At 43.8% G+C, this 22,746-nt stretch carries 18 protein-coding genes; 6 read left to right on the top strand and 12 right to left on the bottom strand.

The features are described from left to right. Position 1 precedes the first annotated feature (1 nt). Entirely contained in the window at positions 2–772 is a 771-nt protein-coding gene (gene map / locus DRB05_RS10835) for a type I methionyl aminopeptidase (RefSeq protein WP_128726948.1), read from the top strand. 12 nt (positions 773–784) lie between these two features. Here map and DRB05_RS10830 read toward each other — a convergent pair whose 3' ends face one another. The 4 genes from DRB05_RS10830 to DRB05_RS10815 form a co-directional block, all read right to left on the bottom strand. Continuing rightward, complete coding sequence (locus DRB05_RS10830) at positions 785–1,588, bottom strand: methyltransferase domain-containing protein (protein WP_128726947.1); 804 nt, start codon at positions 1,586–1,588, stop codon at positions 785–787. Positions 1,589–1,619: 31 nt separating this feature from the next. Next, a complete protein-coding gene (locus DRB05_RS10825; RefSeq protein ID WP_128726946.1) occupies positions 1,620–2,375 on the bottom strand; it encodes a Nif3-like dinuclear metal center hexameric protein in 756 nt (251 codons plus the stop codon). 137 nt (positions 2,376–2,512) lie between these two features. Next, on the bottom strand, positions 2,513–3,586 hold the full coding sequence (locus tag DRB05_RS10820; RefSeq protein ID WP_128726945.1) for an efflux RND transporter periplasmic adaptor subunit: 1,074 nt from the start codon (positions 3,584–3,586) through the stop codon (positions 2,513–2,515). A 14-nt stretch (positions 3,587–3,600) separates the two neighbouring features. Further along, positions 3,601–6,711: an efflux RND transporter permease subunit gene (locus DRB05_RS10815; RefSeq protein WP_128726944.1), complete on the bottom strand. Its 3,111-nt coding sequence runs from the start codon at positions 6,709–6,711 to the stop codon at positions 3,601–3,603. A gap of 286 nt (positions 6,712–6,997) precedes the next feature. Between DRB05_RS10815 and DRB05_RS10810 the strand changes: the two genes are divergently transcribed. Further along, entirely contained in the window at positions 6,998–7,462 is a 465-nt protein-coding gene (locus tag DRB05_RS10810; protein WP_128726943.1) for a hypothetical protein, read from the top strand. 47 nt (positions 7,463–7,509) lie between these two features. Here the strand turns inward: DRB05_RS10810 and DRB05_RS10805 are convergent, their stop codons facing one another. The 7 genes from DRB05_RS10805 to dinG all read right to left on the bottom strand — a co-directional run bounded on the left by DRB05_RS10805 (position 7,510) and on the right by dinG (position 13,215). After that, positions 7,510–8,304 (bottom strand): NPP1 family protein, encoded by a 795-nt coding sequence (locus tag DRB05_RS10805; protein WP_128726942.1) that lies wholly within the window; start codon positions 8,302–8,304, stop codon positions 7,510–7,512. Between the two features lie 100 nt (positions 8,305–8,404). After that, positions 8,405–8,566 carry a DUF2496 domain-containing protein gene (locus tag DRB05_RS10800; protein ID WP_128726941.1) on the bottom strand — a complete coding sequence of 54 codons (162 nt, stop codon included), beginning with the start codon at positions 8,564–8,566 and terminating at the stop codon, positions 8,405–8,407. Next, the gene (locus tag DRB05_RS10795) at positions 8,563–8,835 is read right to left on the bottom strand and encodes a late competence development ComFB family protein (protein ID WP_128726940.1); all 273 of its coding nucleotides are present in this window, start codon (positions 8,833–8,835) and stop codon (positions 8,563–8,565) included. The genes DRB05_RS10800 and DRB05_RS10795 overlap by 4 nt, the downstream gene beginning before the upstream one ends. 27 nt (positions 8,836–8,862) lie before the next feature. Continuing rightward, entirely contained in the window at positions 8,863–9,768 is a 906-nt protein-coding gene (locus tag DRB05_RS10790; protein ID WP_128726939.1) for a histone deacetylase, read from the bottom strand. Then, a complete protein-coding gene (locus tag DRB05_RS10785) occupies positions 9,768–10,367 on the bottom strand; it encodes a primosomal replication protein (protein WP_128726938.1) in 600 nt (199 codons plus the stop codon). The genes DRB05_RS10790 and DRB05_RS10785 overlap by 1 nt, the downstream gene beginning before the upstream one ends. Continuing rightward, positions 10,364–11,143 (bottom strand): TSUP family transporter, encoded by a 780-nt coding sequence (locus DRB05_RS10780; protein ID WP_128726937.1) that lies wholly within the window; start codon positions 11,141–11,143, stop codon positions 10,364–10,366. Before DRB05_RS10780 ends, DRB05_RS10785 begins: the two co-directional genes overlap by 4 nt. A 2-nt stretch (positions 11,144–11,145) precedes the next feature. Then, positions 11,146–13,215, bottom strand: coding sequence for an ATP-dependent DNA helicase DinG (gene dinG, locus DRB05_RS10775; RefSeq protein ID WP_128726936.1), 2,070 nt, complete (start codon positions 13,213–13,215; stop codon positions 11,146–11,148). A 167-nt stretch (positions 13,216–13,382) separates the two neighbouring features. Between dinG and DRB05_RS10770 the strand changes: the two genes are divergently transcribed. From DRB05_RS10770 to DRB05_RS10760, 3 genes are all read left to right on the top strand, one after another. Continuing rightward, entirely contained in the window at positions 13,383–15,719 is a 2,337-nt protein-coding gene (locus tag DRB05_RS10770) for a DNA polymerase II (RefSeq protein ID WP_128726935.1), read from the top strand. Between the two features lie 623 nt (positions 15,720–16,342). Beyond that, positions 16,343–19,087 (top strand): TonB-dependent receptor, encoded by a 2,745-nt coding sequence (locus DRB05_RS10765; RefSeq protein ID WP_128726934.1) that lies wholly within the window; start codon positions 16,343–16,345, stop codon positions 19,085–19,087. A 74-nt stretch (positions 19,088–19,161) separates the two neighbouring features. Then, positions 19,162–19,407, top strand: a complete 246-nt coding sequence (locus tag DRB05_RS10760; RefSeq protein WP_128726933.1) for a hypothetical protein — start codon at positions 19,162–19,164, stop codon at positions 19,405–19,407. Between the two features lie 63 nt (positions 19,408–19,470). Here DRB05_RS10760 and DRB05_RS10755 read toward each other — a convergent pair whose 3' ends face one another. After that, positions 19,471–21,807 carry a helicase-related protein gene (locus DRB05_RS10755; protein ID WP_128726932.1) on the bottom strand — a complete coding sequence of 779 codons (2,337 nt, stop codon included), beginning with the start codon at positions 21,805–21,807 and terminating at the stop codon, positions 19,471–19,473. A gap of 105 nt (positions 21,808–21,912) precedes the next feature. Between DRB05_RS10755 and DRB05_RS10750 the strand changes: the two genes are divergently transcribed. Then, complete coding sequence (locus DRB05_RS10750; RefSeq protein ID WP_128726931.1) at positions 21,913–22,743, top strand: M90 family metallopeptidase; 831 nt, start codon at positions 21,913–21,915, stop codon at positions 22,741–22,743. The last annotated feature ends 3 nt before the right edge of the window (positions 22,744–22,746 follow it).

Raw genomic sequence — 22,746 nt, 5'->3', positions numbered from 1 at the left:
GATGCAAGAGGTTACCTTCAAAACCGCTGATGAGATCCAATTGATGCGCGAAAGTGGGCGATTGCTTACGCAGGTGTTTGACTACATTGATAGTTGGATTGAACCTGGAATTTCTACGCTAGAGATTAATGACAAAGTGCACAACTTTATTGTTGATGAGCTTAAAGCGCGTCCAGCCAGCCTTGGTCAGTATGGTTATCAGTTCGTCCTCAATAGCTCTGTAAATGAGGTTGTGTGTCATGGTGTGCCGAGTAAATCGCAAATCTTAAAGTCTTCAGATATTGTAAACATCGATATTACACTCGAGAAAAATGGCTTTATCAGCGACTCCAGCAAAATGTACGTAATGCCTGAAGCATTACTCCCGGCCAAAAAATTAGTGGCAACGACTTACCAAGCGATGTGGGCTGGAATAAAAATGGTCAAACCAGGAGCAAAGCTTGGGGACATCGGTGCGGCTGTACAGCAAGTGGCTGAGAAAGCCGGTTACACTGTGGTACGCGAGTATTGTGGTCATGGGATCGGTAGAGAAATGCATGAAGCGCCAAATGTATTGCACTATGGCAAAGCAAATACCGGGATGACGCTAAAGCCGGGGATGACCTTTACCATTGAGCCGATGATCAATCAGGGAAGCGCAAAAATTAAAACCAAAAAAGATGGCTGGACTGTGGTAACTCGAGATAAAAAGCTATCGGCGCAGTGGGAGCATACGGTGCTGGTAACAGACGACGGTGTTGAAGTGTTAACCCTAAGAGCGGAAGAAGCGTAAGCAGTGCTGTACTTACGCTTTTTTTAACATCAAGTGGGTATAGCGACCTAGAGACGCATAAGGCTCTTGACGATTGTATTTAAGCTCTAAAGCGAGCAAAGCATCAAAACCTTCATCCGCCTTATTTAACTCCCTTAAGTAGTCATGAAAACAGCGAACACCGGTTTTTTGAATAACGTTGAGCTTTGCCTCATCAAGCCAAGTTGCCATATCAGTTTGGCTAATTGGCTTATTGGGGCTGAGACCTACTTTTTGTTTTACCTTAAGATCTTTTTGCACATAGTCGAAGTTACCGTACACCATATTGGCCATCAGATGCGCCTCATGGTTGAAATACATTAGCGAAAGCAAGCCAGTTTTGCTTAGCTGCGCCTTTAGCAGCATAAGTGCACTTTGTTGCTCAACCAACCATTCAAGCACCGCATGGCACAATACTAAGTCGAATTGTCCTAAGTTCAGCGTATCGAGCGCTTGCAGAGGCGCGTGGATAAAATGAAGGTGGTCATTTAGTCCAGCTTCATTCGCGCGCGTTTTGGCAAGTTCGAGCATCTCTTCTGAAATATCAATCACAGTGACATGGTGGCCAAGCGAAGCTAGAAAGAGCGCTAATTGCCCTTGTCCGCCGCCAACATCTAATATGCGTTTGCCACTTGATTGCGTTAGCCAGTTAACTTGTGTGCTTAAGTCACGCTTGAGCACCGCTTCTCTGATTTTACCTTTATTGGTGCCATAGATATTGTTTTTAAACTTGTGCGTTAGTTCAGCAAAGTTTCTATCTGTCGGTGCCGGTTTTTGCTGCTGCTTTTTTCTAGCCATGTGCGAGGTCACTTAGTTAAGCAAAGTGGTATTAAACTGGGTTGTCGATATCAATAAATTCAACATCCAAACCATATTGTGCAGCCAAATATTCGCCAAGTGCCTTCGCGCCGTATCGCTCTGTGGCATGATGTCCCGCCGCAATAAAGTGGATCTGTTGCTCGTTAGATGAATGAATGGTTTGCTCTGATGCTTCACCCGTTAAGTAGGCATCAATGCCTTGGCTTGCTGCGAGATCGATAAAGCTTTGCCCACCACCTGTACACCAAGCAATAGTGCTAATTGGATGATCGCCTGCAACATTTAAGAGCGGCTTTCTACCGAGCTTCTCTTCAACTAAAGCGGCAAAATCAACAGCTGTCATTGGCGTCGTTAATTTTCCTTTTACCGCTACGCTATTTTTATTCCAAGGTTCAAGCGGTCTTTCAAATTCAAGCCCAAGTAACTTACCGAGCTGTGCATTATTCCCGAGTTCAGGATGAACATCTAGTGGGAGGTGGTAAGCGATTAAGTTGATGTCATTGGCAAGCAGGGCTTGTAGGCGGCGCTTTTTCATGCCAGTGACACATTGATCTTCCCCTTTCCAAAAATAGCCGTGATGAACCAAAATGGCATCTGCACCACGTTCAATAGCGGCATCAATTAAAGCTTGGCTGGCGGTAACACCCGTGACGATTTTTTGGATTTCGTCAGTTCCTTCTACTTGCAGACCATTTGGACAGTAATCGTTAATTTGAAATGGCTTTAGTAATTCCGTTAATTGATTCACTAATTTGGTTCGTTTCATAACACCCCCTAACTCTTAGATAGCGCTAGTTTAACTGGTTTTACGATAGATCAAAAAGGGAGAATATCGTGTGGGGTAGAAAAGAAAAATGAGCCGCTCGTCCATGAGTGAGCTCATTGGGCTAGTAACTGGTGCGATTAAGGGTTTGTCACCTCAACGTCTTGTCCTGTTTGTAGACGCTCTGCGCCGCGAACCGCGACTCTATCACCGGCATGTAAGATATCGCTGGTGCGGGGAGTAATTTCAACCCATTGGCCTTTGCCATTGCCGACGGTGACAGGAATTTGTTCGGCTTTATTTTGCTCGTCTATTTTGACGATATGGGTGCCTTGCTTACGTAATATCAAGGCGTCTCGGTCAACCAGCAATACGGCTTGTTTGCTAGTGAGCGGCACTGCGACATCAACTAATTGGCCAATTGCCCACGTATGGGTTTGATCTGCTGCCAGTGCTGCACGCACTTCAACGGTTTGTGAGCGCGGATCGGTTGAGGGGATCACTGCTGTGACTTTTGCTGACGTATTATCTGGCTGAGATAAGTCGCCAGAACGTATTGGCAGCGCTATGCCTTTTTGCAAAAACTTCAAGTACTTAACTGGCACATATAAGCGAACTTCAAGATGATGGATATCTAATATGGTGAGCAGTTCATCGGCACGGTTTATTTCCCGACCCGCGCGCTTAAAACGTTCACTGATAACGCCATCAAATGGTGCACGGACCGTTGCGCGGGACAACTTATCGTCAATAACCTTAAGTTCGACTTCTGCTAAGGCGATATCTGACAGCGCTAGGTCATGTTTATTTTGCATTTCATCGACTTGGCTCTCTGCCGCACTGCTGGTTTTTGCGAGCTTTTTTAATCGAGTCAATTCTTGTTGATATAAGCGTAAATTGATCTTGGCTCGATTTAATAATTCGGCTTGGCGGGCCTTATCGAGTTCCAGTGGGAGTGTGTCCATCCGCACTAAGATTTCGTCTTTCGCGACACTGGTACCGGGTTCTGCTACGTACAACAAACGGCCACTAACTCCTGCGGTCAGCGTCACATCGTCTTTCCCATAAAGTGTGCCACTGACTTCAATTTCGCTCGTGAGAGGGGCTTTTGTCACTTCAGCGACGGTGACTGGCACCACGGCGACGACTTGTGGCGCAACGATCCCAGCACACAGTGCTAGGGCCTGAAGTGTCTGTTTTATTGGGTTTTTCATTCTGTTCTCACTACTCACTGATTGGCAACTAGGCTGAGCGGGGCTTTGGCCGTTGATTTGTTTGTTTCGGATGGCGGAGTTTGCCGCCCAAGTTGCAATAAACTTGGCATCAACACTAAGGTAAATAATGCACTGATAGCCATGCCACCGACGATGACGGTAGCAAGGCCACGGTAGATTTCTGAGCCGACGCCGGGCATGAGCATTAGTGGCAGCATGCCAAACAGACTGGTCAAGGTGCTCAAGTAAACGGGTCTTGCTCTTAGTAACACTGCTTGTCTGACCGACGCTTCACGGCTCATACCCGATGCCATCGCTACACGAGTCTGATCCACCAGTAGAATGGCATTGTTAACGACCAGCCCAAGCAAGATAATAAAACCTATCATGGTCAGTAAATCCAAGGACTGAAAGGTAAAGAGGTTTAAGATATACAGAGCCAGCACGCCACCTGCGATAGCCAGTGGCATCACTAACAATACCAAGGCGCTGTCTTTGGCGGACTTAAATAGCGCGGTCATCAACAAAAACAAAATGAACAACGCAAGGACAAAATTCAGTGCCATTTCTTCCATTGCGGAATTCATCTTTTGCGCATTCCCCGCCAAAATAGCACCGGCACTGGCCGGCAGGCTTGCGCGCACTTTTGGCATTACCTGTTCACTCAAGATGGTTTGCACTTGCTGCAGGCTCATATCAGCTGGAGGTGTGACAACAATGCTGACCGTGCGACGGCCGTTGACACGTCGCAGTTGCGTTGGGCCAACCGTACGTTCTATATTTGCCAACTCGCCGAGAGTTTGAATTCCTGACTGAGGCGTTACGATAGGCAAGGCTTTTAGTTCCTCAGGGCTTTGCCAAGGGATACCACGAAGAATAACGTTCATACGCTCGTTACCATCAAAATACTCATTGACGAATAATCCACCGGTATAAGCTTGTACCGCTTGAGACACATCTCGACGGGTTAATCCCGCTTGGGTGATCCTGCGATCGTTAGGCGTTAATCTAAGCTCTGGCTCTGCCATATCCAATCGCGGCTGAGGTCTGGCAGTTGCCTCTGGAAGCGCGGTTTGTACTGCTTGCAAAGCCACTTGCGCACCTGAGATTAAGTCGTCCATATTGGGACCTGTAAGGTCAATATTGATATCGCGACCATCGCCACCGTTGGCGACTTGGATCATGGAGCCGCGAAAGAAAAACACTTGAGTATCGGGAAGGTCAACGAAGATTTCTTCTTTGGCCACTTTCATCAACTCTTCCACACGTTGAGGGTCGGCTGAGTAGATAAAACCCCCTGCATTAGAACCAAACGCATAGAAATTAAAGTCTTTAATACCAGGTTCTTTTTCGCCTTGATAATAGGGCATTAAGCGCTTTTTAACACGCAGCAGCAATTCTTCTTCCATAAACTGTACGTTGCCTCCAGGTGGTGTCACTAGGCTAAAGAAAAAGCCATCGGTGGGGGCTCTTGGCATAAAGTCAGTTTTTGGCAGCATGGTCATGGTTGTAACCACCGAGCCACCCAATAATACGGCAATCCAAGTAAGTTGCTTTACTCTATTATTGGTCAACTTCATGATGAAATTGGTGAGCTTTTGCCAGTATTTATGATAAGGATCTGGCTTTAGTTCAGAGTCTGGCCACAAATGGTTTGCCAGTGGAATAAGGGTAATAGCACACAACATTGACGCAATAACGGCAATCGAAAGTGTCAGTGCTAAATCGGAGAATAGTTGCCCCTCAATACCTGCCATAAAGAGAATAGGTAAAAAGATGGCGACGCTGGTGGTTGTCGAAGCAAATAATGCTCCGGTCACTTGTGCTGCTCCTTTTAAGGCGGCTTTTTTGTTATCGAATCCTTCTGCTCTTAAGCGTGAGATATTCTCTTGGACTATGATTGCGGCGTCTAGTACAAGGCCCACTGCAAATGCTAACCCCGCCAGCGAGATCACATTAAGACTACGGTCAAAGATATTAAGTGCTAAAAAGGCGACCATCAATGAAACTGGGATTGTAGCTGCAATCACCAAGGTTGCTTTTAAGCCTCTAAAAAATAGCCACAGAATTAAACAAGATAAGAGTACCCCAAGGCCTAAATTACTTTTTACTAAAGAAAGTGCATTACGAATGTGGACAGAGGCATCAAAACTGAGTTCAATCGACAAGCCATTCTCAGCCAGCGGCCCTTGGTTTAGTTCATCAATTGCAAGGTTGATCTCATCAAGCAAGGCAACGGTATTTGCTTCGTTGGCCCGCGAGATCCGAATATAATAGGCCGGTTTACCATTGCGACCACTCATGCCCAAACGGTCTGAGAAGGTGCGCTCAACACTTGCAATATCACCTAAGTAGATAGGCCTGTCCCCAGAATAGCCGACACGCATTTGGGCCATACTGGAAAGGTCGTATTGGCCGGTGAATCGCACGGTATATTGGCGACGTCCAACGTTGGCGAGACCTCCAGAGGTATCGCGAGAGCTCGCAAGTACATTACTGATTTGATCTAAACTAATACCAAGCGCGGCGGCTTTGTGTGGGTCGAAAGTAATACGCAGCTCTTTTGGCCGCTCACTCGCAAGATCAACGCGTGCTACGCCAGGAATACGTGCAAGTCTTGGTTCAATAAACTCGTCGATTTGCTTTTGAAACTGCGCCATATCAAAATCAAGACTATTTGACTGATAGTCTTTGGGCGTGACCAGCAAAGTGGCTGCTGCTTCACCGTTATTACCGCCGGCGAAAACGACTGGGTCTAGCGCATCAAGTGGCAACGGTGGGGCCTGATTTAAGCTTGTTAGCACATCTAACATCGCTTGTTGCATATTTGCACCCACCGCAAATGTTAGTGTAATAGAGCCATTACCACGATTGATGTTAGTATTAACCTCAAGTGCACCGGGTGTGTTTTTTACCGCATTTTCTAGCGGTTCGATGATCACCGATTCTATTTCTTCTGGTGCTGCTTGGCGCCATCCCGAGAAAATCGTGATCTGTGGTTGCTCAATATCTGGTGTCAACTGTATGGGCAGTTTAAATATACTTAACAGCCCAAATAAAATAATCAACACCAAGATGACAATTACACTCGCTGGATTTTTTAGCGAACTGCGTGTCACGTTCATTTAGTATATTTCCAATCTTGCTTTTTCTGCATTGTAGTGTGATGTAAAAAAAGTGCCAGTAAGATGAATTTCACGTTTACCAAAGTTCGCGATAAATTAGCAAAAATCAGCGATAAAACGTACTTTTGTAATACCTTGTAACGCTTTTTTGTAGTTTGAAAAACTTTTTGATCTGAATTAAAGGCAAATGAACTTGTACTAGTAAGATCAATAGAAGTGGCTAAACTTAGCCGAGTATGATCAGTTCTTAGCAATAATTGATAAATGATGTTCAAAAGGAGGTTATATGTACGTTGCGTTAAAATGGGACCATATTATCGGAGCGCATTTTGTGCAATGGATAGTCGTAAAGTGCAGTGGTGTTACGGATAAGTTTGGATTACCTCAAGCCTTACCACCTAGGTGTGATATTGCCTATTTCACTGATCCACAATCGGCGGAGCAAGATGCTAAACAATTTGCGGATTACAAAAATACCGGGCAGGCGAAATATATTGAAAAAGAATATTCACCTAATTTGGGGGAACACTATGGCTTTAGCCATTATGCATGGGATCACACCTACCTTGGTGAGTTAGTTAAACATGCTGTGCTTTATTGGGAAGATGGCAAGCACTTTTCACCTGAACCACACCGAAGCGATATCGCCTATTTTATCGATCCGCAAACGAGTGAAATGGATAGTATCTTCTTTGCACAATATAAACTAGAGCGAGCAAAAATGCGCAGGCAACAGCAAGATGTTGGCTAACGCACTGAATTAGTTCACCAGTCAGCGAAGCAAGTTGCTCGTAATGATCATTGAGCGTTATCTACATCACTTTGCGCGTAAGTTGGATATTCACCTGGTTTAAAGCGATTGAGGTTATTGAGGAAACGATTATCTTTTACGGGCAGGGTGGCAGAGCCATAATCATACTGATTTAGCTTTTCTCGTAATTCGGAGTTGGAAATTCCATCCCCAGTCATTTTATTCCAACTAATGATTGTGGGAGTAACAAAGCGATGATAGTTATTTTCAGCGATTTCGTTTGATTTGGCGAAGCGTAGTGCATGGGTCAAAATACCATCTTTATGATAGACAATTTTTAAATGACCGTTCTCGAATGGTAGCTCATTGGCGGGTTTAGTGAATAAGTCACCATGTGCGCTATAGCTACCGTGTGTAACTATGCCATCTCGAGTCCATACCGCCGCATATTCCCAGTCATGTCGATGACCACCACCAAAATAATCAAACACTTGGTCTTTTTTAAAGTAAAGTGCATAGAAATGTCCACAATACTCGCCGCTAGCAGTGGTTTTACAAGCGTAGCGATGCACAGTATTAGAAGTATTTAAAAATTGATTATCTCGGCAATCACCTGTGATGCGCCCCGATGTCTTTAGCCCTGAATTTTGCACGCCAGTTCTACTGATCCCAGCACTCGGGAGGCAACCATCACCGTCAAAATCGAACACAGGTTCAGTACCATTGATAATGTAGGGTGCTGGTAGGGCTTCGTCTAATGCCGCAAAGTCATTGGCGTAAGCGTATTGTGTAGACGCTGCAACAATTGCGAGGGACAATAAGGGGAGTTGTGTTGTTGTCATACTGCTTTCCTTAATAAATGCAGTTGTGCCGTTTTGCACAACCGCTAACGATTAGAATCTAAGGTTAAAATAGAAGTATGACTTAAATGTATATCTAATGTTAAGTTTTTTGTTGGTTGTTTAGTTTGTTTTGAAAATCAGATCTGACAATGTCAAGTGCAGCAATGACTTCCTCCGCAGGAAGATCATGCTCCTCCAACAACATAATGAGGTCGACAGCAAGTTTTACATGAGTTGGTGCTTGTTCTAAAGGGGTACTCATACTTGAAATTGTTCCTTTTTAGCGATTTGTGCAATGGCAAAATCAATTGCACGCTCTACCGCTTGCTCCATCTTCGCACGCTCGGGCTGAGGCAGGTAAAACTCCATGTCTACATCGTAGCGAATATAGCGCGATGGCAGTTGGTTCAAAACGGTACAACAAAAGTCAGCCATTACGTCCTCATCATAGATTTTATCTAACTTACGACGGACGATATGTTCGACTACTAACTTTTCATAATAATTATGAATATCATCATGTAACTTCATACAGCCTCCTGCACATTCCTTTTAAGTTTATATCATAATAGCGGGGTTATCGAACAAAGCCAAAAAGGTTTGTTGATGTATATCTACAAGATGATCAACGTCGCGCTGATAGCCCCCACCTAGGGCAAAAGCTAATGGAATATTAAGATGATGCGCATACTCAAATACAATCGAATCTCGAGCCCTAACACCTTGCTTTGAAACACTAAAGTGTCCTAGTTCATCACCTTGATACACATCTGCGCCGGCGTTATAGAGGACGATGTCTGGCTGGTATAATCGAACTGCCAGTTGTAAGGCTTCGCGGACGGTTGCCACATATTGCGCGTCCTGTGTATTCACAGGCAAGGCAAAGTCCAAATCGGATTGCGGTTTAACGCGAGGAAAGTTACTTTCACAGTGGATGGAGCAAGTAATGATATCGTCTCTATCTGCAACGATTGTTGCAGTGCCATCGCCTTGATGCACGTCACAATCAAAGATTAGCACGCGCTCAACCTGTTGATGGGCAATGAGCGTTGCTGCGACCACCGCCCAATCATTAAATATGCAAAAGCCACTACCAAAATCGCGATGTGCGTGATGATAGCCGCCGCTTAAGTTTGCTCCAAATCCATATTCGAGCGCATATTTTGCTGCCGCTAGACCGCCCCCTAAAGAAATCAAAGTGCGCTGTACGAGTTGTTCACTCCAAGGAAAGCCCATTTTCTTAATGGCTTTTTCGCTCAACGTGCCGTTTAAAAAGGCATCAACGTAATTACTATCGTGGCAAAGTTGTAGCGCATCAGCTGTGATTTTTTGCTCGGGTTCTTTGATAAATTTAGCAAACTTACTGGCGTTTATTCGTTGGTATAATTTTTTATACTTGTTGATAGGGAAGCGGTGCTTTTCAGGTAGATTTAGCTCGCTATAAATAGGGTGGTAGTAAAGCATTAACGGCTCTGACTTTTCTCAACTTCTTGAATTTTTTGCTCTGTGGCCGAAATGGCTTTTCTACAGCGGCCAAGACGAGCATGAAGGGCTAATATTTCGGCATTGAGTTTGGCAGCCTGAGAGGGAGCTGCCTTATCCATCTGTAGTCTTCTGAGGTCAATCATTTCTTGCAACCGACGCTCAAACTCATGATTTTGCGACAGCTCCTGATATAACTCATGGGACGACTGCATAATCTTCTGCACTGCCTTCTTATACACTTTGGCTTTTTTTGGTGTATTCAGTTTGTTTTCTTTCGCCCAGACAGGGGTTGATTTTAACACCTTCAACACAGCTTCCATTTGCGAACCTATTCGTTCGATGGCGAATGCAAAGGCGTGACGCTGTTCGCTTGGCGGCAGATGGGACATTGCTTCTACTATTTCTTCAACATAGTCGCTGAGCTTTAAGCTTTTAGTGCGAAATACACGGGCATCAAATAAGCTGGGCTGTGCCTGCATATAACGATTCTTATCAAACCATTTTGCTGAGTCAAATTGCGCTGCTTGTTGCTTTAAGCGGCTGACTTGTTGCTCAAGCTTGATAAGTCCTGTACTCACGAGAAATACGCCTCAAAAATAAGCTTGCCCGCAAGTACAATAACCACAGTGTTAAAGAGAGGTTTGATCAGTTTGTTGCCAAACTTAATAGCTGAATGCGCACCGAGCCAAGCACCAAACATTAAAAATGCGCCCATGGTGATACCCAGCATAAAGTTAACATGACCCAGGGCTACAAAGGTGATAAGCGAAATAAAGTTGGAAACAAAGTTCATTGAACGAGCAAGGCCGCAGTTTAAAAGTAAGCTCATTTTATAGAGCATACTGTTGGACGCAGTCCAAAACGTGCCAGTACCAGGCCCTGCCATACCATCAAAAAATCCCAACGACAAACCTTGTGTCCATTGTTTGATTTTGAGTGCTCGGTTAGCCTCAGGCAAAGTATGGGAGTCTGTTGGGCTTAGCCTACCGACTAAGCTATAAATTGCGACAGCGATGATAATTACGGGAATAAGCTTGTTTAAAAACTCGATACTTAGAAAGTCGACAAGTAGTGTGCCCAATACGGCACCTATCGCAGTGGCAATAATGGAGCCAATCCAAAAGCTAGGCTTGAATAACTGCTTTTTGTAGTAGGTAAAGCTCGCGGTTAAGGAACCAAAACTCGCGGCAAGCTTGTTAGTACCTAAGGTTAAATGTGGAGGAAGGCCCGCAGTAAGCAAGGCTGGCACAGTTAGCAGCCCACCGCCACCTGCAATTGCATCAATAAATCCAGCAGCCAGTGCGACTAAGCAAAGTAACCCCCAAGTTGTGGGATCTAAAGCGAGTTCAAACATTATTAATCAATTTGCCTTTTGTATGGTGGCAGAGTATCAAGCATGGCTTTGCCATAACGTTTTGTAACTAAACGTCTATCTAAGATGGTGATACGGCCGGAGTCTGATTCTTTACGCAGCAGTCTACCACAGCTTTGTACTAATTTCTTTGCAGCATCGGGTACAGTGATAGATAAAAATGGATTCCCACCTTTACTTTGCACGAATTCCGCTTGAGCCTCTTCAATAGGAGAGGTTGGCACGGCGAAAGGGATCTTAGTCACCACGAGGTTCTCTAGGTATTTGCCGGGTAAATCTAGCCCCTCGGATAGGCTTTGTGTACCAAATAAGATACTGCCGCGACCTAAGTCGATATTTGCTTTGTGACGAGTGAGTAAGGCATCACGGGAAAGCTCCCCCTGTACCAAAATATTAAGATTTTTACCTCTTAATTTTTCTACCACATGATTCATTTGCCAATAAGAGGCAAACAGGACAAGGTTGGCCTTATTGGTGTCTAAATAGGTTGGCAGGGCATCCGCTAAATAATCGCTAAAGGCTTTATCCGTTGGATCTGTTTGGGTTTTTGGCAAATGCAATGTCGCTTGATTGGGATAATCAAACGGAGAATCAGCTTTGATATATTTAACACCTGGCTCTTTTGCCAACCCACTTTCGTGGGCGAAATGATCAAATGTGCCCAAAGCACTGAGGGTTGCGGAGCAGAGCACCGCGCCTGCACACTCACGCCAGAGGTTATCCTTCAAATAATAGCCGACTTCGATCGGACAATCACAAAGTAAATGGTCGTGATGATGTTTGTATTCTAAGCGTTTTATCCACCTTGCATGAGGCACGCTGTCGCCTTTTCGCGCGTAGCTAAACCAGAGTTTGTTGAGTTGCTCAAGCCGGTTGATATATTGACCGCTTTCAACCAATAACGGGTCGGCTAAAAAAGCTTGCACATCGCCGTCTGAAACATCGCCCGATAGTGCATCATGCATCTTGGTAAGACAACGCAGTGCATCTTGCGTGGCATCCGCAATATCTTTTGCTTTTACAGTGAGCGCCTCTGGTACTTCGCCATGACTAAAGCGGTAGGTATCGTCATCGTTATAAGTAAAGTCGCTCTGATCGAGTATATCCCTTACCGCTCTAAGGTACTTTGCAGCGTCATTGGCTGCATCATTCAGTTTGAAATTCTGCCCAATGGCTTTTTGTGAAACCACGGTGTTTGCCATTTTTCCGCTAAACTTAAGTAGCTTTTCTAGCCACTCGATAGTGCCTTTAATCGTCGCCGCGGCGGAAGAAAAATCTCTGGTAATATGGGGCAGGTGGTGCGCTTCGTCAATTACATAAAATGTTTCTTCTGGTTCTGGTAATATCGTTCCACCACCCAATTCTAAGTCGGCCAGTAACAAAGCGTGATTAATCACTAGCACATCCATTTGTGCGATCTTTTGTCGCGCTAAATGAAAAGGACATAAATGATGAGATTTTAATTGCCGTTGGCAAGCGTGTTTATCACAAGCGATAACATTCCAAACTTTATCTGGAATTGTGTCTTCCCAGCTATCTCTGTCACCTTGCCAGCGCTTTTCTTGGTATGCAAGTGCTAACTCTCTTAAGCATTTTTGCTCCATTTGAGAAAGTGGGCTGCTGGTTGTCGGCATCATCGACATTTGCATCTCATCATCGCTGACGGCAGCCATCAGTTTTTGTACACAAATGTAGCGTTGACGACCTTTTACAAGGTCAAACTTGAAGTCTATGCCTGAATGTTCTTTTAAAAACGGCAACTCTTTGTTGATCAATTGTTCTTGTAAGGCGACGGTTGCGGTTGAAATGACGAGTTTCTTTTTACTTGAGAGTGCGACAGGAAGCGCTCCGAGTAGATAGGCTAAAGATTTTCCGGTACCTGTACCTGCTTCAATCACGCAAATACGTTGAGTGCGGTGATAATCACCTGAGAGTGTTTTTGCGATTTCGGCGACCAGATAATTTTGACTCGGACGAGGACGAAAGCCATCTAAAGCAGAGGCGACATTTTGATGTGCTTGGCGGATGGTTTTTTTTAGTTTGTCTGAGAGCATAATCTATTTAGCCTAGAGTCCTGATATAAAGCAAGCCTACCACTTGAGTCTCGATTTTTAGTTAATCACTGCGTTAACGGATAGGTTTTATTCTGTTTGTGACTTTATGTTCAATAAACAGGTGGATATAATTACAGTGATTCGTCTATTTTAGGGTGGTATTGGAGTTGGCACAAGCGATATATCAGGGCTTTGTTTTATCGAGACAGCAGATGCAGGTAAGTGGCCAACTGCGCTTGTGTTATTGGCTCAAATCGCAACACCAGTTACTCAAGGTGTGGGTAGAGGATGAGCAGCCACTTTTTTTCATTAAACAAGATAAAAAAACAGAAGTAGAACAGCTGCTAAGTCGCGCTCAGTTGCAGTGTAGTATCTCGCCAAGTCAATTAAAGCACTTCGATCAAGCCCCTGTTTGTGTTGTAAAATTTCGCACCTTGAGCCACTTCTATGACGCAAAACAGCTACTTGAAAATAAAGTCGCATTATATGAAGAGGATATTCGCCATTCCGACCGCTATTTAATGGAGCGCTTTATTCGCGGAGCCGCTTGGGTCAAAGGTAAAGCCACGCAAAAACCGGGCTACATTGAAATTACTCAGGCGCAATTTAAGGCTTGCGATGATTATAGACCACACCTTGAAATGCTTTCTATCGATATAGAATGCAACGGCGAGGGGGTCTTATTTTCGGTAGGTCTAGCGACCGATACGGAAAAACTAGTGATCATGATAGGTGAGGCGCAACATGCTGCCGTCAATGTAGTTTGGGTTGAAGATGAAATTGCGTTACTAGAAGAGCTGGTCAAGCAAGTGAATCGTTTAGACCCAGATGTGTTAATCGGATGGAACGTGATTGAGTTCGATGCCGCAATACTTGTGGAACGCGCGCAGGCTAACAGTGTCGCACTTACGATAGGGCGAGATGGCGGAGCGATGTCGACCTTCAAAGGTAACTATACCCGGGTGTTTATTCCGGGGAGAGTGATGCTAGATGGCATCGATATGATGAAAAATGCGACCTATCACTTTGAAACATTTAAACTGAGCTTTGTGGCTGAGAAGATTTTGGGTCGCACCAAGCTTATTGCACAAGATGACAGGCTTGAGGAAATCATCAGACAGTTTCATCATGATAAACCTGCGCTCGCGGCGTATAACTTACAAGATTGTCAATTGGTGTTAGACATTTTTAGTAAACTAAACTTACTTGAATTTGCCCTCGCTCGAACTCAGCTGACGGGACTGGAGCTTGAGAAAATGGGTGGCTCAGTCGCTGCGTTTACCAACTTGTATTTACCCTTATTGCACCGTAGCGGTTACATTGCACCAAACTTATCTGAGCATGGCATTAACTTTGACAGTCCTGGTGGTTATGTCATGGATTCAAAGCCGGGCCTCTACCAAAATATTTTGGTGCTGGATTTTAAAAGCCTTTACCCCTCAATTATCCGCACTTTTTGCATAGACCCTATGGGGTTGATAGAAGGGTTACAGCATCCTGAGCATGCTATAGATGGCTTTAATAAAGGTAAATTTAGTCGCACGGAACATCATTTACCGGGATTAGTCGCAGCGCTTTCCAGCGCACGTGAACAAGCCAAATTAGACAAAGATATGATGCTCTCACAGGCGATAAAAATCATCATGAATAGCTTGTACGGCGTACTTGGGTCAAAAGGCTGTCGTTTTTACGATCCACGTCTTGCAAGCTCAATAACGATGCGCGGTCATCAAATAATGCAACAAACTCGAGCTTGGATTGAAGAGCTCGGATATGAAGTGATCTATGGTGATACTGACTCAACTTTCGTCTGTTTACCTGAGTCTTTGAGTAGCGAAGCATGCCAAACAATAGGCAAGCAGTTGATGATGGAAATTAACGAGCGCTGGCGCGCATTGCTGATGGAAAGCTTTGGCCTCCACAGTCATTTAGAAATAGAGTTTGAAACACACTATAGCCCATTCTTTATGCCTACCATTCGTGGTCAAGAAGTCGGCTCTAAAAAGCGATATGTTGGGCAGATCACAGAGCTTGGCAAGCACAAGCTGGTTTTTAAAGGCATGGAGACCGTGCGTAGTGATTGGACGGAAATCGCCAAAGAATATCAACAAGCAATTATTCGCGCGCTGTTTGATGGGCTCGACACGGTTGAGATCACCCACCAATATATAAATCAGATTTTCGCTGGAAAAGTAGACGAAAAGCTCGTTTACAAAAAGAAGCTTGGTAAGTCTGTTGAGTTATATACAAAAAATATCCCTCCTCAGGTAAAAGCGGCGAAACAGGCTATCGAAGATGGATTGTTGCAGACCGCCAAAAAGGGGGCGCAAATACCGTATTACTTAAGTACTGATGGGCCAAAGTTCGCGCAGCAAGGCAAGCTCGTAGATATTGATTATTATCAATACGTTGAAAAACAAATTTTGCCTATATATCAGATGCTTCCAAATGCTTCAAAATTATCAATTCGTTCTGATGGACAACAAAGCTTCGATTTGCATTAGAGCCTATTTGCCTTTCAAGTGAATTGGAAGATCAATCTATTTCTACCTGTTAGAGCAAATAGGATATGCCTTGCTTCTCACTGGGAAAGAAGGCTTATTAACAATTTTGTCGATATAGCGACCTTTACGAGTAATAAATCATCATTGCAGATGACTCACGTGTTAAATTAATTTTTTATAAAAAAGCTTTATATATTGTGAGATCATAAACACCAGTATCAAAGTAGATCCCTCACAACATTTTTCAGGTGTACTTTTTCCAATCAACAATTGATGGGTTTGAGCATAAACTAACCAATCTCTTTGTTTTTTGTTAATCCCATGTTCCGATTCTGTGTTTTTAAATTAGCACCAAGAAAAATTTTATAAAAAATTGAACTTATTTCTTATTTTTTAACCCATTGTATTTTATGACTATTTCTTGGTGTTTTGTTGTTAATTTGGGGGCTTGTTGGTTTAAAATATGAAAATGGATGTTGACCCTATGTTGGTGCTGAAAGTAGTATAACTGCGTCATGTATCAATTTGTTTCTGTTTTGGTCCAATTAGGGGCGTAGCAAGTCTATGTTTAATAGGAATAAATTTTTGCATTGCTTCATATAAAAAAAATCAGGGAGTAATCAATGTTAAATAATAAAGTAAGCAAGGCCGTACGCCTTGGTTTAGCGTTTGGTGCGGCATCGACTGCTGTATTCAGTGCAGCAGTTGTAGCTGAAGAAGACGCTTCAGTTGAAAGCGTAGAGCGAATCCAAGTTACTGGTTCTCGCATCAAGCGCACCGATTTAGAAACTGCAATGCCAGTAAGCTCTTTCTCAATGGAAGACATTAAAGCTTCAGGTGTTCCTACGCTTGAGCAGTTTGTTCAGCAACTACCAGTAATTAGCGGTGGTAGCTACGGCTCCAACGTAAACAATGGCGGTAATGGTTCTGTAACTATGAACCTTCGTGGTCTGGGTTCAACACGTACCCTAGTACTATTAAATGGTCGTCGTTTTAGTGGTGATATCAGCACAATCCCAATGGCAGCTATTGCACGCGTTGACGTACTTCGTGACGGTGCATCTACTATTTACGGTTCTGATGCAATTGCAGGCGTTGTAAACTTTATTACAGCGAAAAATTACACAGGTACAGAGCTTGAGTTCCGTTATCAAGAAACATCAGAAGGTGATGGTAAAACTGATTCAATCAACTTTGTAACTGGTATCGAGGGTGAAAAAGGTAGCTTAATCATCTCGGCAGGTTATGATAGTCGTGATGCTATATATGGTCGCGACCGCGATTTCTCTAGCTGTCCGCGTGAAGAAGAAAACGGTAAGATTGTATGTGGTGGTTCAACAACTTCTTATCCAGCTTCGTTCACAATTCCTGGAGAAGGTACGGCTAGATACGTAATGGACGAGAATGGCAATCCAAGACCATTCGTTACAAGTGATAAATATAATCACTCATCTACAAGTATTCTTTATCAACCACGCGAATCATATAACCTATTCGCAGCAGGTCGTTACGAGTTAGCAGAAACTGACTTTACTTCTATTGAGTTTTTCTCTGAGTCTATGTTTACTCACCGTAGCAGTACAACAAACCTTGCACCTGTTGGTACTTTCTGGACTATGAATGTTCCAGAGTCACATCCTAACAACAACACCGGTGGCGATCTAAACGTAAACCGTCGTCTTGCTGAGTCAGGCAACCGTCGTACAGATTTTGACGTATATGAGTACCTAATCACTACAGGTTTTGAAGGTGAGCTTTCAAACGGTTGGTATTGGGACTTTAGCTATGGTGTAAACCACCGTCGTCAAGACGAATTTATTGATGGCCGTGTACACAGAGAGCGCATGAATACACTGGTAGATCCAGAGCTTTGTGCTGCAAGTGCAGATTGTACTGCCGCAGTAGCTGGTACACCAAATGGTATCTGGAACCCGTTTGTTAAAGATAGCTTAACTCAAGATATGCTTGACTGGGTAATTGTTCCACTTACTGATACTAATATTTCAGACGATACACAGCTACAATTTAACCTTGCAGGTGACACAGGTGATTTTGAACTACCTGCTGGTGTGATTTCTTGGGCAGTGGGTTACGAACACCTTACAACGTCTTATGAAGCAATCGTAGATGGTGCATCAGGCCTTGGTGCTATTTATGGTACAGCCCCAGGTGGCTCTGTAGGTAAATACAACACTGAAGCGTTTTATGTAGAAGCAAATATTCCACTACTTGCTGACTTACCATTTGCTGAGCGTTTAGATTTGACAGTTGCGGCACGTCGCACAGAAGTAAACTTGATTGACGATGCTGAAACAACGAAAAAGGTTGCGCTAGAGTGGCGCCCAAATTCAGAGTTAATGGTTCGTGCTAACTACTCTGAAGGGTTCCGTACTCCATCTATCACTAACTTATATCGCCCATATACTCAGTCTGCTAATTCATATACAGATCCATGTGTAAACTATGGCGCTAGTGACAATGCAATCTTAAAAGAAAACTGTGCTGCTGATGGCCTTGCACCAAATTGGTCACAGCCTAATGCGCAATCGGGCTCATGGTTGGGTGGTAATCCAAACTTAGGTCCAGAAACATCAGAAAGTAAGACGTTTGGTATTGTATGGTCACCAGATTTTGTTGAAGGCTTTAGCGCGACGATTGATTACTACGATATTGAAATCAGCAACGTAATTTCAAGCCTAACGCTAGAAACTATCGGTGAGACATGTTACGGAAGTAAAGACTTCTCATCACCAGTTTGTGACTTGATCAAAGGTCCTGAAGCTTACGGTACTAAAGGTATTAGCCCTCGTCGTAACCTAGATGGCAACCTTGTAGGTGTTGATTTGTCGACACAAAACCTTGGTTTCTTTACTTCTAAGGGTGTCGACTTCGACTTTAACTACGCGACAGAAGCGCTAGGTGGTAATCTTCGCTTTAAACTAGCAGGTACACATCTACTAGAGCAAACTTCTCTTGAAGCTGAAGGTTTGGTTGTTGATGAGCTAGAAGGTAAATACGGTGCGGATATCGCGAATGGTGGACGTGGTGCGTTTAATGAATGGCGTGCAAACCTACGTACATCGTATGACCGCGATAACTGGGGTCTAGCACACACTTTACAATATCAAAGTGGCGTGGATGATTCTGCACCAAATGAAAATGCACTTTCTAACAGCGTTGGTTCTGTAATTTATAATGACCTTTCTGGTTATTATCACGCGACGGATAGCTTGACTCTATCACTAGGTATTAACAACCTATTCGATAAGCAGCCTCCTTATGTTAGCCGTGGTGATAATGGTCTTCTTATCCGTGTTCACCGCCTAACTGGTCGTGAATATTACGCGAAGGCGACATTTAAGTTTTAATTAATAAACTTAAATAAAGCGGGGACTTTCCCCGCTTTTTGTGTTTATAAACCAAAAATAAAGAAGGACTTGATATGAAAACAATAATAATAGTAGCTGCTACTTCATTTTTATTTGCGTGTAGCTCAACGGACAACTCCCAAGCAGAACAAAGCGTAGCCAATAAAAAGATTGAAATGAACTGCGAAGTTAGTTCTATGACAGGGAGTAAACTTAAGAGAAAACGTTGTGTTGATAAAAAGCAGGCTGAATATGAGAGAGAAAATGCTCGGCGCCTGATAAGAGATGCTGAAAATAACACAGCAACGACTGATAGGTAGCTCTTTCATATTGTAAACTAGTGAGTATTCAAGTGTGTTGTCTGAATACTCATGATTTGTCTTTTACTTTACATCTACCACTTTACTAGCTTTACGATAGCGTATTTTGAAGCCACTCCAGGCTGGCAATTCCCACCTTTTTGGTGCATCTTTCCTTGTACCGCTGATGTGAGTAAGCTCGATTCTTTTTCCTTTAAAATTATAACTTACTGCCATTGTCAGCTCCGGAATTGACCATGTTAGCGGAAACTTTTCAACAAATGGTGCTAATTCCCACGCTTCAACTTCATTGAATAACAAGTCTTGTTCGTTGATTAGTGCTACATCATCATAGCTTTCTACACCTAGCGCTGTGAGTTTCTCACTTAAAAAGGAGTTGAGTGTGGGTACAAGTTCATCGCGTCCATGAAATTGGTAGAACAATGCTGTTTGCTCAATACTGGCTTCTATTTGCTTGGCCAAACCTGAAAATAGCGTATTATTTTGGATAAGTAATACTAAGGCGGAAACAACATCCTTGGGGTTGTTAAGACGCTTAGTCTGTTGGCCTAAAACCTCGTCACCGTAATGTGTAATAAACTCACCCCAAAGCTCATCATTATCAATATGGGCAGAGCGTAATGTCTGGTTGCCAAGGCCCATTTCAAGTAATTGCTTTTTCGTTAGTACCGCATTACACATCGCGAGCGTCTTGGCTTGCTTGGTACCCTTACCTGCGAGTGAAAAAGTATCTAATACCAGTAATGCTTCTGCCTGTTCCGATACGCGAGTATGGTTTGAAGGCATGACTTCAGCTAGGCCATTGTTAAAGCCATTGCGACGGTTTTGCTTATTGATATAAACCCAATGTGGCATTAGCTTAGCTAACTCAATGACGAGTTTGTCATGGTCAAAACTGGCTGCCTTATCCAAAGGCGGTAATGCGAATGCTTCACGCAATTGCGCGCTAAATTGCTGTGCTTCTGTGAGCGCCTCAGGCGTAATATCAATTAATTCTTCAGTTTGTCCTCTCACCACCGCGATAGCGATTTCTATATCTGAGCCTCGAGTAAATCGGCTATTTAATCTTGTTAAGCGCTCCACATCATTAGGTAACTGGTAAACTCTAGCTGGTACAGACAGTAGCGAAATAAGGTCAATAGCCGCTTGACGTAGCGTGTTTGAAGCCAATTTATGGATCACATAACCAAACTCAAAATCGATGGGCAGCGGGTACAGCAGCTTGCCAAGCGGAGTTGCTATATTTTGTTCATCAATGGCTTCTAATGTAATTAGCTGTTGTTTAGCTTTGCTTAGTGAGCTTTCAGGAAGTGGGTCGATAAAATCAATAGACGAGACGCCTGTTGTTGCACAGCCCGCCGCAAGTACAAGCTCTGCCAGTGATTCTCTTTGGATCTCAGGCGGGGTGCTGTCTATCAAAGGCGCATATTGGCCATATAACCGGATACATAGTCCCGGTTGCGTACGTCCTGCGCGTCCTAGACGTTGCTTTGCTGAATCTCTTGCAATCGCATCTAAGCCTAATACGGTTTTTCCAAGGCGTAAATGAGTACGACGCTCAAGCCCTGAGTCAATCACGCAAGTGACATTGGGAATAGTGAGCGAGGTTTCCGCAACATTGGTTGCGAGAATAATTCGACGTGTATTTTGTGCGGTTAGTGCGATGCGCTGAGCCTCGGGGCTACAGCCACTATATAAGCCAACGGTAGTCGCTGGCAGCGCTTTCACTTTAGCTAAGCTTGCTTGGATCTCGGCCTTGCCAGGTAAAAAGACTAAAATATCGCTCTGGCAATGTTCCAATGCGTATTGGCAAGCTGCAAAAACTCGAGTATCGAGTTGCTCTTTTTGGGGCATAGTTCTTGGATCAGGGGCGTGAAAATACTCTTCAACGGAGTAAATAAATCCTTCAGATTCTAAGATAGGGGCGTCTAAATAAGAGGCTAGCTTTTGGCTGTTTAACGTTGCCGAGGTAACAATTAGCTTGTGTGATTGAGCCTGCTTCAAGAGCGCTAATAATAAGTCCATGTCCCAGCGTCTTTCATGAAACTCATCCAACATCACGACGCTGAATTCCGCAAGTTTGCTCTCAAAAAACCACCTTAATGCTACACCCGGCGTTGCATAAACTACCTGAGTATCTGGTGAAAACCTCCCTTCAAACCGAATTGCAAAGCCGACCTTATCACCAAGCGGTGAGCCGCTTTGAGCCGCGACATACTCAGCTAAAGAGGTACAAGCAATACGCCGAGGTTCTATGACTAATACTCTGCCATGTTGTGAGGCCCAAAGTGGAAGTTGGGTTGATTTGCCAGAACCTGTTGTCGCACATACAACAATCGCATTTTGTTCACTTAGTGTTTGCGTAAACTGAGGGTGTAAAGATTCAATGGGTAGAGACATACTAGTTCATTTGCATTTTTCCGCCATAGTAACAAAGTTTGCTTGAAAAAGTCGGAGTCAGTACCAATTAATATTTGAAGACTTATTCAATAAAGGCCAAAAGCCATGATAGAAATAGTGCTTATTATCGGCCTTATTCTATTTGTTTCTCTGTATTGGAATTGGGAAAAAATTCAAAGACTGCAGTGGCAAAGGAAATATCAAGGTCAAACGCTGAGCGCGTCAGATAAGCAAGTATTGCTAAAATACATGCCTATCTACCGTAAGATGACAGATGCCGATCGCTTACAGTTAGAAAAACATATTGTCTGGTTTCTTGGCGAGAAACGGGTGTTGGGTAGAGATGGGTTAACGGTATCACGACCTATGACCCTAATTATTGCCGCAGATGCCTGTTTATTGGTACTTAAGCAAGCTTGGCCACTCTATCCCAATGTTAAAGAAATATTACTCTATCCCAGTAGCTATTACGCGCCACAAACTTCTAGAGATGGTGCCGGTTTGGTTAGTTTTCACCAAGCCGTTCGTCAAGGTGAGTCTTGGCCTGGAGGTACTTTAGTGCTGAGTTGGCACGATGTACTTGAGGGAAATCGATTGCCTGAAGATGGTCACAATTTGGTGTTTCATGAGTTTGCCCATCAACTTGACCAACAAACTGGTGCGACGAATGGAACGCCCGCGTTACCTGTAGGAATGAGTTACCAAGACTGGGGGAGGGTGCTATCAAAGGCTTACCAGCACTTAAAAATGCAGCTGTCTTACAATATGCCTCATGCTATTCATTCATACGGCGCAACAAACGAAGCGGAGTTTTTTGCCGTGGTAACAGAGACATTTATTGAAAAGCCCCATGAACTAAAACAGGAAAACCCAGAGCTATATAATTTGTTAAAAGACTACTATCAGTTTGAGCCGAGAGATTGGCAACGACATTAAAGC

The organism is Pseudoalteromonas sp. A757 (assembly GCF_004103285.1).
Lineage (GTDB): Bacteria > Pseudomonadota > Gammaproteobacteria > Enterobacterales > Alteromonadaceae > Pseudoalteromonas > Pseudoalteromonas galatheae.
This window is presented reverse-complemented; position numbering and strand designations above follow the sequence as displayed.

Bases quoted from the DNA above. Each gene is read 5' to 3' on its own strand.
- DRB05_RS10810 (WP_128726943.1), top strand. From the start codon at position 6,998: ATGTACGTTGCGTTAAAATGGGACCATATTATCGGAGCGCATTTTGTG.
- DRB05_RS10815 (WP_128726944.1), bottom strand. From the start codon at position 6,711: ATGAACGTGACACGCAGTTCGCTAAAAAATCCAGCGAGTGTAATTGTC.
- DRB05_RS10755 (WP_128726932.1), bottom strand. From the start codon at position 21,807: ATGTCTCTACCCATTGAATCTTTACACCCTCAGTTTACGCAAACACTA.
- DRB05_RS10790 (WP_128726939.1), bottom strand. From the start codon at position 9,768: ATGCTTTACTACCACCCTATTTATAGCGAGCTAAATCTACCTGAAAAG.
- DRB05_RS10765 (WP_128726934.1), top strand. From the start codon at position 16,343: ATGTTAAATAATAAAGTAAGCAAGGCCGTACGCCTTGGTTTAGCGTTT.
- DRB05_RS10805 (WP_128726942.1), bottom strand. From the start codon at position 8,304: ATGACAACAACACAACTCCCCTTATTGTCCCTCGCAATTGTTGCAGCG.
- map (WP_128726948.1), top strand. From the start codon at position 2: ATGCAAGAGGTTACCTTCAAAACCGCTGATGAGATCCAATTGATGCGC.
- DRB05_RS10820 (WP_128726945.1), bottom strand. From the start codon at position 3,586: ATGAAAAACCCAATAAAACAGACACTTCAGGCCCTAGCACTGTGTGCT.
- DRB05_RS10760 (WP_128726933.1), top strand. From the start codon at position 19,162: ATGAAAACAATAATAATAGTAGCTGCTACTTCATTTTTATTTGCGTGT.
- DRB05_RS10800 (WP_128726941.1), bottom strand. From the start codon at position 8,566: ATGAGTACCCCTTTAGAACAAGCACCAACTCATGTAAAACTTGCTGTC.
- DRB05_RS10780 (WP_128726937.1), bottom strand. From the start codon at position 11,143: ATGTTTGAACTCGCTTTAGATCCCACAACTTGGGGGTTACTTTGCTTA.
- DRB05_RS10795 (WP_128726940.1), bottom strand. From the start codon at position 8,835: ATGAAGTTACATGATGATATTCATAATTATTATGAAAAGTTAGTAGTC.
- dinG (WP_128726936.1), bottom strand. From the start codon at position 13,215: ATGCTCTCAGACAAACTAAAAAAAACCATCCGCCAAGCACATCAAAAT.
- DRB05_RS10830 (WP_128726947.1), bottom strand. From the start codon at position 1,588: ATGGCTAGAAAAAAGCAGCAGCAAAAACCGGCACCGACAGATAGAAAC.
- DRB05_RS10750 (WP_128726931.1), top strand. From the start codon at position 21,913: ATGATAGAAATAGTGCTTATTATCGGCCTTATTCTATTTGTTTCTCTG.
- DRB05_RS10825 (WP_128726946.1), bottom strand. From the start codon at position 2,375: ATGAAACGAACCAAATTAGTGAATCAATTAACGGAATTACTAAAGCCA.